Source organism: Pseudomonas sp. S2_E02 (assembly GCF_054668355.1).
The window spans coordinates 1606376-1624578 of the sequence record NZ_CP162761.1 but is presented as its reverse complement, the minus strand read 5'-3'; the positions used below and the strand labels follow the sequence as shown (position 1 = coordinate 1624578).

Below are 18203 nucleotides of genomic sequence, written 5' to 3'. Positions count from 1 at the left end.
CGGCTGGCTGCAGCCGCGAATGTGAGGAGTTCGACCATGACCACTGCCATCAATACTGCTGGAGAAAAGGGCGACGCTGCCATCGGCGCGCACCTGGTACGTGACGTCAGCCTGCCGGCGCTGGTGCTGCATCGTGCAGCGCTGGAGCACAACATCCACTGGATGCAGAAATTCGTCAGCGACAGCGGCGCGGAACTCGCGCCCCACGGCAAAACCAGCATGACCCCGGCACTGTTCAAGCGTCAGCTCGACGCCGGCGCGTGGGGCATCACCCTCGCCAGCGCGACCCAGACCCGGGCGGCTTATGCCCATGGCGTGCGTCGGGTACTGATGGCCAACCAATTGGTCGGCACGCCGAACATGGCGTTGATCGCCGATCTGCTTGCCGATCCGTCGTTCGATTTCTATTGCATGGTCGATCACCCGGACAACGTCGCCGATCTCGGCGCGTACTTCGCCTCGCGCGGGGTGAAGCTCAACGTGATGATCGAGTACGGCGTGGTCGGCGGGCGTTGCGGTTGCCGCAGCGAGCAGGAAGTCATGGAGCTGGCCAAGGCAATCAGCGCGCAACCGGCGCTGGCCCTGACCGGCATCGAAGGTTACGAAGGGGTGATTCACGGCGATCACGCGGTCAGCGGCATTCGTGAATTTGCCGCGTCGCTGGTGCGCCTGGCGGTGCAGTTGCAGGACAGCGGCGCATTCGCCATCGGCAAGCCGATCATCACCGCCTCGGGTTCGGCCTGGTATGACCTGATTGCCGAGTCGTTCGAAGCGCAGAATGCTGCTGGACGTTTCCTCAGCGTGTTGCGCCCGGGCAGCTACGTGGCGCACGACCATGGCATCTACAAAGAGGCGCAGTGCTGCGTGCTCGACCGCCGTAGTGACCTGCACGAAGGTTTGCGCCCGGCGCTGGAAGTCTGGGCCCACGTGCAGTCGCTGCCCGAGCCGGGTTTTGCGGTGATCGCACTGGGCAAGCGTGATGTTGCGTTCGATGCCGGTTTGCCGGTGCCGTTGCTGCGTTACAAGGCGGGTGTGGTGCCGGCGCTGGGCGATGACGTCGGTGCGTGCAAGGTCACGGCGGTGATGGACCAGCACGCGTTCATGACGCTGGCGCCGGGCGTTGAGTTGCGCGTGGGCGACATCATTTCCTTTGGTACGTCGCACCCGTGCCTGACGTTCGACAAGTGGCGTGTGGGGTTGTTGGTGGATGAGCAGTTGTCGGTGATCGAGAGCATGGAGACTTGTTTCTAAAGCTTGAGACCGAGTCGCGGCCATTCGCGAGCAGGCTCGCTCCCACCCTTGGAATGCGTTCCCTTGTGGGAGCGAGCCTGCTCGCGAAGGCGCCAGTCCAGACACCAACGATCAACCAGAGACAGTACAAAATGAACACCCTCAGCCCCCTGGGCCCGAACCCCCCACGCATTGCCCTGATCGGCGAATGCATGATCGAACTGCAGCAACGCGCCGACGGCAGCCTGCAACAAAGCTTCGGCGGCGACACCCTGAACACCGCGGTGTATCTGTCCCGCGCCATGGGCGACAAGGCGCAGGTCGATTACGTCACCGCACTGGGTGACGACAGCTTCAGCGACGCCATGTGCCAGATCTGGTCCGATGAAGGCATTGGCCTGGATCTGGTGCAGCGTCTGCCGGGGCGTTTACCGGGCCTGTATTGCATCCAGACCGATGCCAGCGGCGAGCGGCGTTTTCTCTACTGGCGCAACGAAGCGGCAGTTCGTGACTGTTTCACCACCCCGGCCGCCGAGCCGATTCTGGCGGCGTTGCCGGATTACGATGTGCTGTATTTCAGCGGCATTACCCTGGCTGTGCTCGGTGCGTTGGGCCGGGAAAAACTTATCCAGACTTTGATCGAAGCGCGGCAGCGGGATGCGCGCATCGTCTTCGATAACAATTACCGGCCACGCCTGTGGGCCTCGGTCGAAGACGCGCGGGCGGCTTATCGCAACGTGTTGCCGTACGTTGATCTGGCGTTGCTGACGGTGGATGACGAACAGGCGCTGTTTGGTTTCGCTGATTGCGAAGCGGTGTTTGCTGCTTACGCGCAGTTCGGCACGCTGGAAGTGGTGCTCAAGCGTGGCGCCGAGGCGTGTCTGATTCGTTGTGATGGCGAGACATTTGAAGTGCCGGCGCAGAAGGTAGAGAAAGTGGTGGATACCACGGCGGCGGGGGATTCGTTCAGTGCGGCGTATCTGGCCAGTCGATTGCTGGGCGGAAGTCCGGCGGAGGCTGCCGAGGCCGGGCATCTGCTGGCCAGCAAGGTGATTCAGGTGCCGGGGGCATTGATTCCGAAACAGGCTTGAATGGCCGCTTGCTGCGCAATCGGTTCGCGAGCAGGCTCGCTCCCACAAGGGAATGCATTCCAAATGTGGGAGCGAGCCTGCTCGCGAAGAGGCCCTGGAGCCAAGCACTAATCGCGGTAAAACACCTGCACCAGGTGATACCCGAACTTGCTCTTGATCGGCCCATGCACGGTGCGCAGCGGCTTTTTGAAAATCACCGCATCAATCGCCCCGACCATCTGCCCCGGCCGCACTTCACCCAGATCACCGCCGCGCTTGCCGGACGGGCAGGTCGAGAATTTCTTCGCCAGCACATCGAACGCTTCACCCTTGGCGATGCGTTGTTTGAGCTGTTCGGCCTCTTCGGCGGTTTTCACCAGAATGTGGCGGGCTTGGGCTTTCATCGTGCGATACCTGATAACGGGGTGACGGCGGGGCGCGGATTATGCCTCAAGTCACGGGGTTTGGCTGATCATCGTGCGGATCTTGCTGGCCAGCAGCTCAATGGCAAAGGGTTTGGCAACCATGTCCATGCCATCCTCAAGAAATCCCTGACGCTCGGCGGCTTTCTGCGCATAACCGGTCATGAACAACACCTTGAGGCCCGGCCGATGCTGGCGGGCGATCTCCGCCAGTTGCCTGCCGTTCATGCCCGGCAGGCCGACGTCGGTGACCAGCAGATCGACGCGTAGATCGGACTCCAGCAGGGGCAGGGCGGTCTTGGCATCTTCCGCTTCGTGGGCCTGATAACCCAACTCCCGGAGCAGATCGAGCACCAGCATGCGCACCGCCGGGTCGTCCTCAACCACCATCACGGTTTCACCGGTCGCCGTCGCCGACGGTTGTTCAACGGCGACGATGGCCGGCCGTTCCGGTTCGACGCCATACAAGCGCGGCAGGTACAAGCGCACGCAAGTACCCTGGCCCGGCAGGCTGTCGAGGCTGACATGACCACCCGACTGCTGGGCAAACCCATAAATCATCGACAGCCCCAGCCCGGTGCCCTGGCCGATGGGCTTGGTGGTGAAGAATGGATCGAAGGCCTTGGAACGCACCGAGGGCGTCATGCCGGTGCCGTTGTCGCTGACCGCCAGCATCAGGTAATCGCCGGCCTTGACCGGTTCGAGCGTGGTGATGTCGCTGCCGTCGAGGTAGACGTTGGCCGTTTCGATCACCAGTTCACCGCCATCGGGCATTGCATCACGGGCATTGATGACCAGGTTGAGCAAGGCGTTTTCCAGCTGACTGACGTCGGTGCTGACCGGCCACACGTTCTCGGCCAGACGCAGGGTGAGTTCGATCGGGTCGCCCTTGGTACGGCGGATCAGATCTTCCAGCGAATGCACCAGTTCATTGGCGTCGAGGGTTTTGCGATCCAGCGACTGGCGCCGCGAGAACGCCAGCAATCGATGGGTCAGCGCTGCCGCACGGTTGGCCGATGACACGGCGGCTTCGGTAAAACGGCCAATTTCGTCAGCCCGGCCGTTGGCGATGTAGCGCTGCATCAAATCGAGGCTGCCGATGATCCCGGTGAGCATGTTGTTGAAGTCGTGGGCGATACCGCCGGTGAGCTGGCCGACAGCCTCCATCTTCTGCGCGTGGCGCAAGGCATCTTCGGCACGCTCGCGTTCGAACATCTCGTTCTGCAAACGCTGGTTGGCCTGGGCCAACTGTTCGGTGCGGGCGCTGACCCGTTCTTCCAGGGTTTCGTTGAGATTGCGCAAGGCTTCTTCGGTTTTCTTGCGCTCGGTCTCATCGATCACGAAGATATAGAAACCACTGATCGCGCCGTCGGCGGCGTAACGCGGCAGATAATTCATCAGCGCGTGGCGATTGCTGCCATCGCGGTGCGGGGTATACAGGCTGAATGAGCACGGTCTGCCGGCCAGCGCCTCGGCAATGTAGGGCCGGCGCAGGAAATACGCTTCTTCACCGATGACTTCGCGAATCGTGCGCCCGTAGAGTTCCTGTGGCGTGAGGCCGTACCAGTCCAGATAGGCCGCGTTGTTGAGGCGAAAGCGCTCTTCACAGTCGACATAACTGATCAGGATCGGCATGGCGTTGATGATCAGTTGCAGTTCGGTCTGGCTCTGGCGCAACGCCTGTTCGGTGTGTTTGCGCTCGGTCAGGTCCAGCGCCGCGCCGAGAAAACGCATGGGCCGGCCATGATGATCCTTGTAGCAGCGCCCGCGGGCGAACACCCAGCGCACCTCGCCATCGCCTTGCTGCAAGCGATATTCCTCAGCGTATTCGGTGCCGTGGGTGATGCAGTGCTTGATGCTGCGCGCAATCATGGCGCGGTCTTCCGGGTGCACGCCTTGCAAGTAGTCGCTGATCGGCAACCGGCCGGCGAGGCTGGGGTCGACGCCATGCAATTGGGCGAAATGCGCATCGGCGATAAAGCGGTCTTCGCCGATGTCCCAATCCCAGGTGCCGACAGCATCGGTCGCAGCCAGGGCCAGTTGCAGGCGCTCCTCGGTTTCCCGTTGGGCTTTGAGGCTTTCTTCCGAGCGTCGCTGCAGCTCCAGAGCGATGCGGCGGCGTTCGTTGGTTTCGATGGCGGTGACGAGGATTCCGGCAACTTGCGCGGTCTCATCACGAATCGGGCTATAGGTCAGATCCAGCCAGAAGTCGGATTCTCTGCCGTCTCGTTGCAGGGTGAAGCGTCTTTCGCTGTAGGTGCGAACCTGGCCCTGTAGGACGGCGCTGTAAATAGGGTCGGTAAAGTCGCGAAGTTCCGGCCAGATCTGGTGCGCAGGCTGTCCGAAAGCGTGCGGATGCTTGTGGCCGGCAAGCAGGGCGAAACCGTTGTTGTAGATCTGCGTGAGCTGCGGCCCCCACAACAACAGCATCGGCATCGGCGAGTGAATCACGATGTCCACCGCGGTGCGCAGGCTCTGCGGCCAGTTGCCGGCAGCGCCCAGGGGGCTGCGGCTCCAGTCGGTACGGGCGATCAGTGCTTGTGCGTCATCGGTGTTCGGTACAGCATTCATTACATCAATCCTGAGCGTGGTTCGTTGAGGCGACGTCTATCATTGTTGCAGTTGATCTGCGCCAGGCGCAGGCCGTTGTCTGTTCATTGAATGCTTCGCGGGTGCTTTTTGCCATGGAAATCGATGCACTGTTGTCAATTTTGTCCAATAAAAACGGTTCGGACCTGTTCCTCTCCACGGGAGCACCGCCCAGTGCGCGCATTGACGGCGTGCTCACAGTGTTGAGCGAACGCCCGTTCAAGAACGGTGAAACCGCCGCCATCGGCGCCTCCCTGATGGACGCCGAGCAACGACGGGAGTTCGACCGGGATCTGGAAATGAACCTGGCGATTTCGCGAGCGGGCATCGGGCGTTTTCGCGTCAATATCTTCAAGCAGCGCAACGATGTATCGATCGTCATTCGCAATGTCAAACTCGACATCCCGCGTTTTGCCGATCTGAAATTGCCGACAGTACTGCTCGACACCGTCATGCTCAAGCAGGGGTTGATCCTCTTTGTCGGGGCCACCGATTCGGGCAAGTCGACCTCGCTGGCCGCGCTGATCGATCACCGCAACCGCCATAGCAGTGGGCACATCATCACCATCGAGGACCCGATCGAGTACATCCATCGCCACCAGCGCTCGATCATCAATCAACGGGAAGTCGGGGTCGATACACGCAGCTTCCACGCGGCCCTGAAAAACACCCTGCGCCAGGCACCGGACGTGGTGCTGATCGGCGAAATCCGTGACCGCGAAACCATGGAACATGCCTTGGCGTTTGCCGATACCGGGCATCTGGTGCTCTCGACGTTGCACGCGCACAACGCCAATCAGGCACTGGATCGGATTATCAATATGTTCCCGGAAGAACGGCGACCGCAGTTGTTGCATACGCTGGGAAACAACCTGAAAGCATTTATCTCGCAACGCTTAGTGCGCACCGTCGATGGGCAACGCAGGGCGGCTGTCGAGGTGCTGTTGGGCACGCCAACCATCGCAGATCTGGTTCGGCGCGGACAGTTCGAGGAGCTGAAACCGATAATGGAAAAATCCACCGAACTGGGTATGCAGACATTTGATGCGGCGCTGTACGCATTAGTCGCTGAAGGTGCAATCAGTGCACAGGAAGCTTTAAAGAATGCAGATTCGGTGAATAATCTGAAGTTACGGATGAAACTTTCTGAAGAGGCAAATGCTGGTAACGATACAGCGTCCGAAGAATGGGGTTTGATCGATTAATATTTTCTTGATTGTTTGTGGGGGCGCCAGGAAACAGTTATTCATGTTTTTTAGATGGATTGGTCGTATCAAAGAAAGTAGAACGTCATCGCGCTGAAGTTGTCAGCTAATTAACTTGATGAGGTTCTAATATGAATGATAAGACCCGGAATAAAACCTTCTGGTCTTCGCCTGTTGCTCTTTCCGAATGGAAGAGCAGGGATGAAGCCGATGCCGTTGAGCGTCAATTGGTTTTGGCTCAACTAGAGGGGGCGTTAAGCCAATACACGGATGATCAAAAGATCAATTGGTATGGGCATGAAGTAGAGTTGCAAACCGGATCGTCGTTGTTCGAGATCTATAATCCCGGCAGTCTTTTGCTTAATCAGTTGCTTGCTACCGGCCCGGTATTCGGTGCGATTGCCAGGGAAGGCGCAAGCGATCATGACGGACTTCTGCGTGTTACGCCCGACGGCAAGATGGAAGTCCGTGCGGTCAGGGGGTGGGTGGATCTGGTCGCGGCGCGGCACTTTGAATACAGTGTTCCGACACAATCTGCACTGACGTTGATTTCGGATATAGCAAAAGTGGCCGGTGGTTATATATGGCCTGATAACGCTATAACCCTCGATCAATGGTTCCGCTTTCATGACATAAACTTGCCCGACAACAAGGCAAAGGTCAGGAATTTGATCGATTTATTCGAGTTTGATCCGCCAGTGCCAGAGCCGGGCAACTACTGGGAGCATTTTCAAACCGAAGATCCGGCATTGGTCGTATTAAGCGAGGAACAGTTTTCAGCTATTCGTAATGCGACTGCCAAGTTGTTGCCCAACAGAAAACTTCTCACGGCCCTCTACAATGTTACCGGTCGCGCCGCCGTCACACATGAACGTGCGGCTCAACGGGTCATTGAACTCGTCAATCATCCGATTGCTCTGAATCTCGCCGGTGACTACCTGAAAGAACTGGGCTGGTTCGGTGTGAACGAGGGACAGCAGGCTTCCGATGACATTCTCCGGCAATTGCTGATGACGGCGATATTGCTCGACCTTGATCCATCGATTGGTCACGGCATGCAACGTAATCGCGTGGTCGGACTTGATCTGTATGCGCCGAAAAATGTTGATCGTCACCCCTCGGTCATACTTGAGGCGCTGACGGCTGTGCTGCGAACCCGACAATGGGTTGAGGCTGGTCTGGAGCCGTTGGTTGCCCACTTGCTGTTGGCACGCAACGCACCCGAGTTTCTGGTCAGGGAGATTCCCTCGTCGGTTACCTTGGGTTCGATTGGATGGATCAATTTCTGTCGCGCCGTCATGCTGGTCGAGACACTGAAAACCGGTGCGACGCGTGGCATGACCTATGCGCAGGTCATGGCGTATGGCGAACTTGAACCGGTCAGTGAGTCGCAGAAACACAAGCGTGACCTGGCCATGATTGACCCGATCGTCGATTGGGCATTGATCAACCAGATTGTGACCGCCGCTGAACTCGAGCAGGCCGAGCAAACCACTACCCGACGTGCAATTGACGCATTCGAGCGCCACTCGGAAACGTTCGCTCAAATCGCCAAGGCATTTTCGACGCCGTTACCCGACAGAGCGAAGATTGCCCGATCCGCTTTGCAAGTCGCCGCGCCTGGTTGCGACAGCCTGGACGAAAAAGCACTGTCCGAGAAAGGCGGACAGCAAGTCATGTCGATGGTCGACTTGCATCAATCAGGTGATCTGGTCACTGGCCAGTGGGATAGACGTACCGTGCGCCTGGTCACTAACGGTGTCCTCAGGCCGGCCATCAACTACAACCCGTCCGGTGTCAGCCTTTACGCGCGTTACCCGAACCTGTTGAAGCTAGGATCCTGTGACGAGGAGATGGATCGTCAGCTGGCTGTGCATTTCGATGATTTGAACAGCGCCATGTTGTCTAGCGTGAAACTGGCTTTGGCACAGATGCCAGAGGCGGATTTGCAAGTCTTCATGAATGCCGATATTCACTTTCTGACCGTACGCGAGTCCGCCATTTATTCTAAATCGCGCGGCCTGGGCGGGCCCCTGAAAATTGATCTTGACCAGGAAACAATGCAAAGCAGAGATGCCGCCACGGGACGTTTTGGCATTGTGATGTATGCGTCTCACGAGAATGCGGACATCTGCTACGAACTGTTCACATCGCGTGCCGAGACTCGAAAAAATGACGCCTTGGCGGCTTTCATCAAGCGAGAGCGAAAACTGCGCCAACGTTCAAGAATGAGTGCCAGTGCGGATCTAACGTTTCCACTGAGCATCACCGCGACGCAACTCCTGCCGCTCGATGTAAAACGCTATACCCATGCGGCTGCCGAGGACTCTTCGATCACCAGCAGCATGGCCATTATCGATAATTTTGGCCTGCTGAACGCACCGCGAGCATCGTCGACGCCAAAGTCAGGGTTCTATCAAAAATTCAACGACGCGAATATCGAACGTATCGCCACGTTTCTGGTTAAAAATCGACCTTATCTGAACAAGAACGAGCTGAGAGAACTGGTACGCGTCCCGACTCCGCTTGAACTTTCCAGGGAGGAGGGCGAGCGATTGCTGACTTATTTCATCGACCTGGTGGTGCCTTTCAAAAAGTGCATCGAGGATATTGCCTCGGGTGAACATGACAAGGTCGTCGACGGAGTTTACGGATGTCTGATGGATGGCATCGGCCTGGTGGGCACGGTGACAGGAGCCACCTCCAAAGTCTTGAGCATTTCGGCGAAGGCTATTTCAACCACATCCAGGGCGGCGCGTTTTACCCGATTGGCATTCACCTCGGCCGTTTCCCTTTTCAACCCGCTGGATGGGGTGCCCTCTGGCATTCAGTCGGGCGGAAAACTGGTGAACAAGGGCTTGTTGCGTTGTAGCAAAAACAGCCATGAACTGGTTGCCAGGGCCAACAGCCAATTGCACAAACTCAGTGGTCGTCGGCAGTCCTATGATTTGCTCGGTGCGTCGCAAAGTACCCATTTGGGGTTGGGTCACTGGCAACCTCGCGGCACGCCTGGCAGCGTTGTTGTTCAGGCGGCCCGCAGTGGCAACGAATGGTACGCCTTGAACCGCCGTGGCAAGTTGTGGGGTCAACCGCTGAGCGGCTTCGCCTATCAAACGCCCTTGCAGTTGCCGTATTCGACCAAGACACTTCCCGCGAGCTACACGCGCAACTTCATCGAAACAAGTCTGCCTCGCGCTCGGGCGAAGATTGACAACGCTATTGCTGTGATCAGCCGACATGAGTTCAAGCGAGACGGCGATCTGCTGATGAAGGCACTGTTCGGTAACACGTCGCAGGTAGCGACCGATCGACTGGTGAATTATCTGCGCTTGATTCGCTTTGATTTCGCTGGCTTCTCGGTGAGCAACACGCTTCTCGATGCAGTGAAGCATAACGAGACACTCGCCTCTTTTGATGTGAACAACTACAAGCGATGGAAAAGTGCCAGCTCCAACGACGCATCGGGTATTGCGTTTATCGAGATTTATACTCAAAACCTGAACAAACACTTCGTCAATCTGGGCTTCAACCATGACGTGGTGGCCGATGACCTGATCCATGAACTGTTCCATGGCAGTGCGCAGACCGTGGATGTCGGCTACGCCACGGACACAGAGCATGCAAGCCACAGCGGGCAGCGACTGGATGTAGCGCAGTTGCTGAATCTTGCGTCCGGCAACCTCCCTGTCGCGGACTCGATCGCTGGCAATCATGCGGTATCCAAGGCCTTTGAGAATGCCGACTCGCTGGCAATTGCCACTTCGTTACTGAGTCAAATGGCTACGGACAAAACGACATTCGACCGCAACATGACGATCATTCGCAGGGCACTCGATGCCAGTGGCGGTAGAGCGATTGGTCAGCCGGTTGTGATTACGCTGAACAAACCCCGCTGACGCCAGGCACCGTCGCCAACGCTTGCCGTAAGCGTATCAGCGCCGGGTTCAAATGCTCAGTTCCAGCCGATCCCGAAACTGCTCCAGCGCTTCGGGATTGGCTAACGCATCAGTGTTTTTCACCGGCCTGCCGTGCACCACCTCGCGCACGGCAAGTTCGACAATCTTGCCGCTGATGGTGCGCGGAATGTCCGTCACCGCAACGATCTTCGCCGGTACATGCCTTGGGGTGGTATTGGCGCGGATCTCCTGACGAATGCGTTGCTCCAATGCGTCATCCAGAGCCAGCCCTTCGCGCAACTTCACAAACAGCACAACCCGCACGTCATCCTGCCACTGCTGACCGATAGCGACGCTGTCCAGCACTTCGCTGACTTTCTCGACCTGCCGATAGATCTCCGCTGTGCCAATGCGCACGCCACCCGGGTTGAGCACTGCGTCAGAGCGACCATGGATCAGCATCCCGCCGTGAGGCCGTTGCTCGGCGTAATCGCCCTGTGCCCAGACCCCGGGAAACAGGCTGAAATACGATTGCCGCAATTTTGCGCCGTCCGGGTCATTCCACAGGCCAATCGGCATGGCCGGGAAATGCCGGGTGCAGACCAGTTCACCTTTTTCACCAAGCACCGGTTGGCCGGCGTCATTCCAGACTTCGACCGCCATGCCCAGGCTCTTGCCCATGATCTCGCCGCGCCGCACCGAGGACAGCGGATTGGCGTTGACGAAGCACGAAACAATATCAGTGCCGCCCGACATCGACGCCAGGCATACATCCGCTTTCAAGTCGCGATAGACGAAGTCATAGCTTTGCGGCGATAACGCTGAGCCCGTGCACAGCAGCGTCTTCAGGCTGCTCAGATCATGACTTTCCCGGGGCTTGGCGCCGCTGCTTTCCAGGGTGGCGAGAAACTTGGGGCTGGTGCCGAACACACTGATGCGCTCGTCGTCGATCAAGTCGAGCAAACGCTGGTTGTCCGGGTGGAACGGCGAGCCGTCGTACAGCACCACGGCGCTGCCGACCGCGAGCGCCGAGACCAGCCAGTTCCACATCATCCAGCCGCAGGTGGTGTAGTAGAAAAGTCGATCGCCGGGGCCGAGATCGCAATGCAGGCCGTGTTCCTTGACATGTTGCAGCAACACGCCGCCGGTGCTGTGAACGATACATTTCGGCACGCCGGTGGTGCCGCTGGAATACAGCACGTACAGCGGATGATGGAACGGCACCGGGACAAAGTCCGGTTCGCCGCCGACCTGATAAAAGTCATCCCACACAGTCACTTCGGCGGGAGTCTTGTATGCCTCGACACGGGCCTGCGGCTGGGCGTAAGGCACGATGATCAACTGCCTCAGGGTTGGCAGTTGCTCGAGTATTCCGTTGATTTTGTCGGTCTGCGCGATGACTTTGCCTGCATAGCGATAACTGGCGCAGGTGAGCAGCACCTTGGGTTCGATCTGGCCGAAGCGATCGATCACCCCATGGGTGCCGAAATCCGGTGAGGAGCACGACCAGATCGCACCGAGGCTGGTGGTGGCGAGCATCGCCACCAGGGTCTGCCAGGTATTGGGCATGCAGGCGGCGACGCGATCGCCAAGACCAACACCGGCGGCGCGCAGACCGGCTTGAAATCCGGCGACATGCTCGGCGAGTTCGGCCCAGGTCAACTGCTCGCGTTGACCGTTTTCCGCCACGCTGATCACCGCCACGGCATCGTCACGCCGCCGCAGCAGGTGTTCGGCGAAGTTCAGCGTGGCGCCTGGAAACCACTCGGCGTCGGGCATCTTTGAGCCTTCGCGCAGCACGGCATCGGGTTGCGTGTGGAAGCGGATATCGAAGAAATCGACAATCGCCTGCCAGAATTCCGCGCGCTGCTCGACGCTCCATTGGTGCAGGGCAGGGTAATCGTCGACTTTCAGTGAATGGCGTTGATTGACCGCACGACGGAAGGTGTCCATGCGCGACTGGGCGATACGGTTGGCGTCGGGTTGCCAGAGGATGTCGGACATTGTTTGCCTCTTGTTTTATTCATGCACAAAGCTTGGGCGGTTCACCTATCCCCGGTAGGAGTGAGCCTGCTCGCGATAGCGGTGTGCCAGAACCGTAAAAGTTAACTGACACAAAGCTATCGCGAGCAGGCTCACTCCTACAGGGACGCAGCATTACTGCGCCAACCACCCACCATCAATATTCCACGCCGCGCCGCGCACCTGGCTGCCAGCCTCGCTGCACAAAAACAACACCAGTTCGCCCAGATGCTGCGGCGTCACGAATTCCAGCGATGGTTGCTTCTCGGCCAGCAAATCATGCTGCGCCTGCTGCGGATCGACCCCCTTGGCCGCACGGTCGTCGATCTGCTTCTGCACCAGTGGCGTGAGCACCCAGCCCGGGCAGATCGCGTTGCAGGTGACATTGCTGGTCGCGGTTTCCAGGCCGACCACTTTGGTCAAGCCGATCACGCCGTGCTTGGCGGCGACATATGCCGCTTTGCCGGTCGAGCCGACCTGGCCATGCACGGAGGCGATGTTGATGATCCGCCCCCAGCCTTTGGCGCGCATTCCCGGCAAGCTCAAACGCGTGCTGTGAAACACCGAAGACAGGTTGATGGCAATGATCGAGTCCCAGCGCTCGACCGGAAAATCCTCCACGGCGGCGACGTGCTGGATGCCGGCGTTGTTGACCAGAATGTCGACACCGCCGAATTCGCGCTCGGCGTAATTGATCATGTCGGCGATCTGCGCCGGGTCACTGACATCGGCCGGATGATGGCCGACCATGCCGCCGAACCGGGCGACTTCGGCGATGACTTTCGACGCGTCGCCAAAACCATTGAGAATCAGATTCGCGCCAGCCTTGGCCAGGCTCAGTGCGATGCCCAGACCAATGCCGCTGGTGGAACCAGTCACCAGCGCGGTCTTGCCGGAAAGAGTCGTCATGAATACCTCACACAATGCCAGTGGCGTAGAAGGTGCCGATCACTACGAAAACCGCCAGGGTCTTGATCAGCGTAATACAGAAAATGTCTTTGTAGGCTTCGCGGTGGGTCAGGCCCGTCACCGCGAGCAAGGTGATGACCGCACCGTTGTGCGGCAGGGTGTCCATGCCGCCACTGGCCATCGCGGCGACGCGGTGCAGCACTTCCAGCGGAATGTTCGCGGCGTGGGCCGCACTGATGAACTGCTCGGACATCGCCGCCAGCGCAATGCTCATGCCGCCGGAAGCGGAACCGGTGATACCGGCCAAAAGGGTCACGGTGATGGCTTCGTTAACCAGCGGATTGGGAATCTGCTTGAGCCAGTCCGCCAGCACCAAAAAGCCTGGCAGCGACGCGATCACCGCGCCAAAGCCATACTCCGAGGCGGTATTCATCGCCGCCAGTAATGCGCCGCTTACGGCACTTTTGCTGCCTTCGGCGAGCTTGCTGCGAATCGCCTGAAAGCCAAACGCCAGCACCATCAGAATGCCGACCAGCAAAGCCGCCTGCACGGCCCAGATCGCCGTCAGTTTGGCGATCTCGGTGGTCACCGGAGCCGCCATGCCCGGCAGCGCGAGACTGTGGGTCTTGCCGTACCACTGCGGAATCCATTGGGTGAACAGCAGGTTCATGATGCCCACCGCCAGCAATGGCGACAGGGCAAGCCATGGGTTTGGCAGTTTCAGATCTTCAGCGGTTTCCGGCTCGTTGCGCAATTCAGTGCCGTATCCTTCGCCAGCACGTTGCGCCTTGTTGCGTTGCCGCTGCAAAAACAGCATGCCGGTGCAGAACACGAAAATCGTGCCGATCACCCCCAGCCACGGCGCCGCCCATGCGGTGGTGTTGAAAAAGGTGCTGGGGATGATGTTCTGGATCTGCGGCGTGCCCGGCAGGGCGTCCATGGTGAACGAGAAAGCGCCGAGAGCGATGGTGGCCGGGATCAGCCGCTTGGGGATATTGCTCTGGCGGAACATCTCGGCAGCAAACGGATAGACCGCGAAGACCACCACGAACAGCGACACGCCGCCGTAAGTAAGCAGAGCGCAGACCAGCACGATCACCAGCATCGCTTGCTTGGTGCCGAGCAAGCGAATGGCCGCCGCGACAATCGAACGGGAGAAGCCCGACAGTTCGATCAACTTCCCGAACACAGCGCCGAGCAGGAATACAGGGAAATACAGTTTGATGAAGCCGACCATTTTTTCCATGAACACCCCGGTGAACGCAGGGGCAACGGCGGAAGGGTCGGTGAGCAGAACTGCGCCGAGGGCGGCAATCGGGGCGAAGAGGATAACGCTGTAGCCACGGTAGGCGGCCAGCATTAGCAGCGCCAGGGCTGCCAAGGCAATGATCACACTCATGGTGTGTCTCTCCAGAATTGTTATTTTTGTGGGTAGAACGGGTGTGGGAGAGGTGTTAGCGAGATCTGTGCCAGATACGTAAGCAATTGAAATATATGAAGTTAATCTGAGTGATTGAGTGGCGAATGAGTTGTTTGTCTCTGTTTTGAGATAGTGTTGATCGATTTGGCGTCATCGCGAGCAGGCTCACTCCTACAGGGGGGATGTGTACACCGGTAAAACTGTAGGAGTGAGCCTGCTCGCGATGAGTGCGAAGCACTCCTTTATGCATATCTACATATAGAGATTAACGTCTCTATATAGAGATTCAGGCGATTCCCAACGCCACCATTTTCTTGTACAACGTCGACCGCCCAAGCCCCAGTCGAGCCGCCGCTTCCGGCACGTTTCCCGCGCATTGCACAAGGGTCGACTGAATCAGTTGCCGGTCGAAACGCGCCCGCGCCTCGGTGAACGTCTCAGACACCGACGCTTCAGCCATTGGCGTCAGCGCACGCTCGACCGGCGTCAACGTGCCAATCGCCGCACGAATATCCTGCTCGGTCAGCATCAAGTCATCACTGAGCAACGCCGCTCGCTCCAGCACATTGCGCAGTTCGCGAATGTTCCCCGGCCACGCGTGCTGTCCGAGCAATGCCAGCGCATCCCGGTGCAGTTCGTGTTGGCTGCGCAGTTCTTCCAGAATCGCTTCACTGAGTGCCGGTAAATCATCAAGGCGTTCACGCAATGGCGGCACCTGAATCGGCAACACATTCAGGCGATAGTACAAATCGGCACGGAACTCGCCGCGCTTGATCGCCGCTTGCAGATCGGTCGAGGTGGCAGCGATCACGCGCACGTCGCTCTGAATCACCTCGTTGGAGCCGACCGGTTCGAACTCCTTTTCCTGCAACACGCGCAGCAGCTTGCTCTGCAAGGGCAGCGGCATGTCGCCGATCTCGTCGAGGAATAACGTGCCGCCCTGGGCGATCTGCAACTTGCCGGTGCGACCCTTGCGGTCGGCGCCGGTGAACGCGCCCGGTGCCGTGCCGAAAAATTCCGCCTCCAGCAGTGCCTCGGGAATTGCCGCGCTGTTGATGCTGACGAATGCTTTGTGCGCCCGTGGCGAGGCACTGTGAATCGCTTGGGCCAGCAGCTCTTTGCCGGTGCCGGTCTCACCGAGCAGCAACACCGGTGACTCGGCGCTGGCACTGCGCCGGGCGCGGCGTTTGACTTCAAGGCTGGCGGCGCTGGTGCCGATGAAATGGGCGAAGTTGTATTTGGTCTGCCGGGCGCGCAGCAGAGAACGGGTCGAGGCCAGTTCTTCCTGCATGCTCAAGTAGCGTTTGAGCATCGGTGACAACGTGCGCAACTCGTCGAACAGGGCAAAACCGATCGCGCCGATGACCGTGCCGGCGTCATCGTGGATCGGCAGGCGCATCACCACCAAAGGCTCCTTCGGTGTGTCCTGCATGTCCAGAAGAATAGGGCGACCGGTGCGCACGACTTCCCGCAACAGGCTGCCGGGAATCACGCTTTCACAGGGTTTGCCGATCGCGCCTGCAGCCGATTCAAGACCGAAACGCCGAGCATAACGTTCGTTCATCCAGACGATGTTGGCATCGCGGTCGACAATCACCGTGCCTTCGCTGGACTGCTCGATGATCTCGAACAGCGAACGGATCGCCAAGGTGCGCACCCGTTGGTAGTCCTTGAGGCTTTCGGTGGTGTTCATGGAGGCTGATCCTGATTGTATGTTGCCTGTTCCGGCCCTTTCGCGAGCAAGCTCGCTCCCACAGTGAACCGGGTTGTTCACAAATGTTGTAAACGACCGTGAACCTTGTGGGAGCGAGCCTGCTCGCGAAAGCCGTGACCCGGTTTCAGGTCGAGCACAGATTATGCCTACCCCGGATGCGCCGCCGCCAACAGCTCTTTGGTGTACGGATGCTGCGGCGCATCAAACACCTCATGGCTGGCGCCACGCTCGACCACTTTGCCGTCCTTGATCACGATCATGTCGTGGGCCAGGGCGCGCACCACCGCCAGATCGTGGCTGATGAACAGATAGGTCAAACCGTGTTTTTCCTGAAGCTGGCGGAGCAGGGCGACCACTTGTTTCTGCACCGTGCGATCCAGCGCCGACGTCGGCTCATCAAGCAGGATCAGCGCCGGTTTCAGCACCAGAGCTCGGGCGATAGCGATGCGTTGGCGCTGGCCACCGGAGAATTCGTGGGGATAGCGATGGCGACTTTGCGGGTCGAGACCGACCTCTTTGAGTACGCGGATGACTTGCTCATCGCATTCATCAGCCGTCGACTCGCAGTGTACTTCCAAGCCTTCGCTGATGATCTGCGCGACTGACATGCGCGGGCTGAGGCTGCCGAACGGATCCTGAAACACCACCTGCATCTGGCGGCGCCATGGGCGCATTTGCTTCTGATTGAGACCGTCGAGTGCCTCGCCCTGAAAGCGGATACTGCCTTCGGAGTCGAGCAGACGCAGGATCGCCTGACCCAGCGTCGACTTGCCCGAACCCGACTCGCCGACGATGCCCAGCGTCTTGCCACGCTGGATGCTCAGGCTGATGCCATCCACCGCGCGCAGGTACTGCTTGCGCTGGAACAGACCGCCACCGACGACAAACTCAACCTTGAGATCGTCAACTTCCAGCACGTTTTCGCGCTCATCCCGAGGCAGTGCTTCGCCTTCGGGCTCGGCGTTGAGCAGCACGCAGCTGTAAGGATGCTTCGGTTCGGTAAACAGGGTTTCGCAGGGTGCCTGCTCGACGATTTCCCCGGCCTTCATCACGCACACGCGTTGCGCAATGCTGCGCACCAGATTGAGGTCATGGCTGATCAGCAGCAGCGACATGCCCAGGCGCTGTTGCAGGGATTTGAGCAGCAGCAGGATCTTGCGCTGCACGGTCACGTCAAGCGCGGTGGTCGGTTCGTCGGCGATCAACAGCTCCGGTTCGCAGGCCAGGGCCATGGCGATCATCACCCGTTGGCGTTGTCCGCCGGAAAGTTGATGCGGGTAAGCCTTGAGGCGTTCCTTGGGTTTCTGGATGCCCACCAGTCCGAGCAGTTCGAGGATCCGCGCCTGCGCCGCTTTGCCGCCGAGGCCACGGTGTAGCAGCAGGGTTTCGCCGATCTGTTTTTCGATGGTGTGCAGCGGATTCAGCGAGGTCATCGGTTCCTGAAAAATCATGGCGATGCGGTTGCCACGCAGTTCGCGCAAGACTTTGGGATCGGCGCCGATCAGTTCCTGTCCGCGATAGCGAATGCTGCCAGTGGTTTGCGCTTCGCTTTCGGGCAGCAATTGCAGAATCGAATGGGCAGTCACCGATTTGCCTGAACCCGACTCGCCAACCAGGGCCAGACACTCACCGGGGCGAATGTCCAGGCACAGGTCGCGCACCACGCTCTGGTCATGGAAGGCAACGTTGAGGTTACGGATTTCAATCAGGTTGTCAGTCATGGCCA

11 protein-coding genes are annotated in these 18203 nt (G+C 59.0%); 4 read left to right on the top strand and 7 right to left on the bottom strand.

The genetic code is table 11. The features are described from left to right. Nucleotides 1-36 precede the first annotated feature (36 nt). Complete coding sequence (locus AB4O01_RS07325) at nt 37-1251, top strand: amino acid deaminase (protein ID WP_460091166.1); 1215 nt, start codon at nt 37-39, stop codon at nt 1249-1251. A 131-nt stretch (nt 1252-1382) separates the two neighbouring features. Beyond that, complete coding sequence (kdgK, locus tag AB4O01_RS07320) at nt 1383-2321, top strand: 2-dehydro-3-deoxygluconokinase (RefSeq protein WP_460091164.1); 939 nt, start codon at nt 1383-1385, stop codon at nt 2319-2321. Nucleotides 2322-2428: 107 nt separating this feature from the next. Here kdgK and AB4O01_RS07315 read toward each other — a convergent pair whose 3' ends face one another. Next, entirely contained in the window at nt 2429-2704 is a 276-nt protein-coding gene (locus tag AB4O01_RS07315; protein ID WP_007912322.1) for a peptidylprolyl isomerase, read from the bottom strand. Between the two features lie 51 nt (nt 2705-2755). Beyond that, entirely contained in the window at nt 2756-5293 is a 2538-nt protein-coding gene (locus AB4O01_RS07310) for a hybrid sensor histidine kinase/response regulator (protein WP_460091162.1), read from the bottom strand. A 113-nt stretch (nt 5294-5406) separates the two neighbouring features. Here AB4O01_RS07310 and AB4O01_RS07305 point away from each other — a divergent pair, with 113 nt between their 5' ends. Further along, nucleotides 5407-6516: a PilT/PilU family type 4a pilus ATPase gene (locus AB4O01_RS07305; RefSeq protein WP_414926166.1), complete on the top strand. Its 1110-nt coding sequence runs from the start codon at nt 5407-5409 to the stop codon at nt 6514-6516. A gap of 131 nt (nt 6517-6647) precedes the next feature. After that, the gene (locus AB4O01_RS07300; protein WP_460091161.1) at nt 6648-10412 is read left to right on the top strand and encodes a hypothetical protein; all 3765 of its coding nucleotides are present in this window, start codon (nt 6648-6650) and stop codon (nt 10410-10412) included. Between the two features lie 48 nt (nt 10413-10460). On the opposite strand, the gene AB4O01_RS07295 is transcribed toward AB4O01_RS07300, so the two are convergent. The 5 genes from AB4O01_RS07295 to AB4O01_RS07275 all read right to left on the bottom strand — a co-directional run bounded on the left by AB4O01_RS07295 (nt 10461) and on the right by AB4O01_RS07275 (nt 18198). After that, a complete protein-coding gene (locus tag AB4O01_RS07295; protein WP_460091159.1) occupies nt 10461-12416 on the bottom strand; it encodes an acetoacetate--CoA ligase in 1956 nt (651 codons plus the stop codon). A gap of 153 nt (nt 12417-12569) precedes the next feature. Then, nucleotides 12570-13343: a 3-hydroxybutyrate dehydrogenase gene (hbdH, locus tag AB4O01_RS07290; RefSeq protein ID WP_093430959.1), complete on the bottom strand. Its 774-nt coding sequence runs from the start codon at nt 13341-13343 to the stop codon at nt 12570-12572. Between the two features lie 7 nt (nt 13344-13350). Then, nucleotides 13351-14742, bottom strand: a complete 1392-nt coding sequence (locus AB4O01_RS07285) for a GntP family permease (RefSeq protein WP_093430962.1) — start codon at nt 14740-14742, stop codon at nt 13351-13353. Nucleotides 14743-15049: 307 nt separating this feature from the next. Next, the gene (locus AB4O01_RS07280) at nt 15050-16456 is read right to left on the bottom strand and encodes a sigma-54 interaction domain-containing protein (protein WP_186621386.1); all 1407 of its coding nucleotides are present in this window, start codon (nt 16454-16456) and stop codon (nt 15050-15052) included. Nucleotides 16457-16623: 167 nt separating this feature from the next. Beyond that, complete coding sequence (locus AB4O01_RS07275) at nt 16624-18198, bottom strand: ABC transporter ATP-binding protein (protein ID WP_460091157.1); 1575 nt, start codon at nt 18196-18198, stop codon at nt 16624-16626. Between the last annotated feature and the right edge of the window lie 5 nt (nt 18199-18203).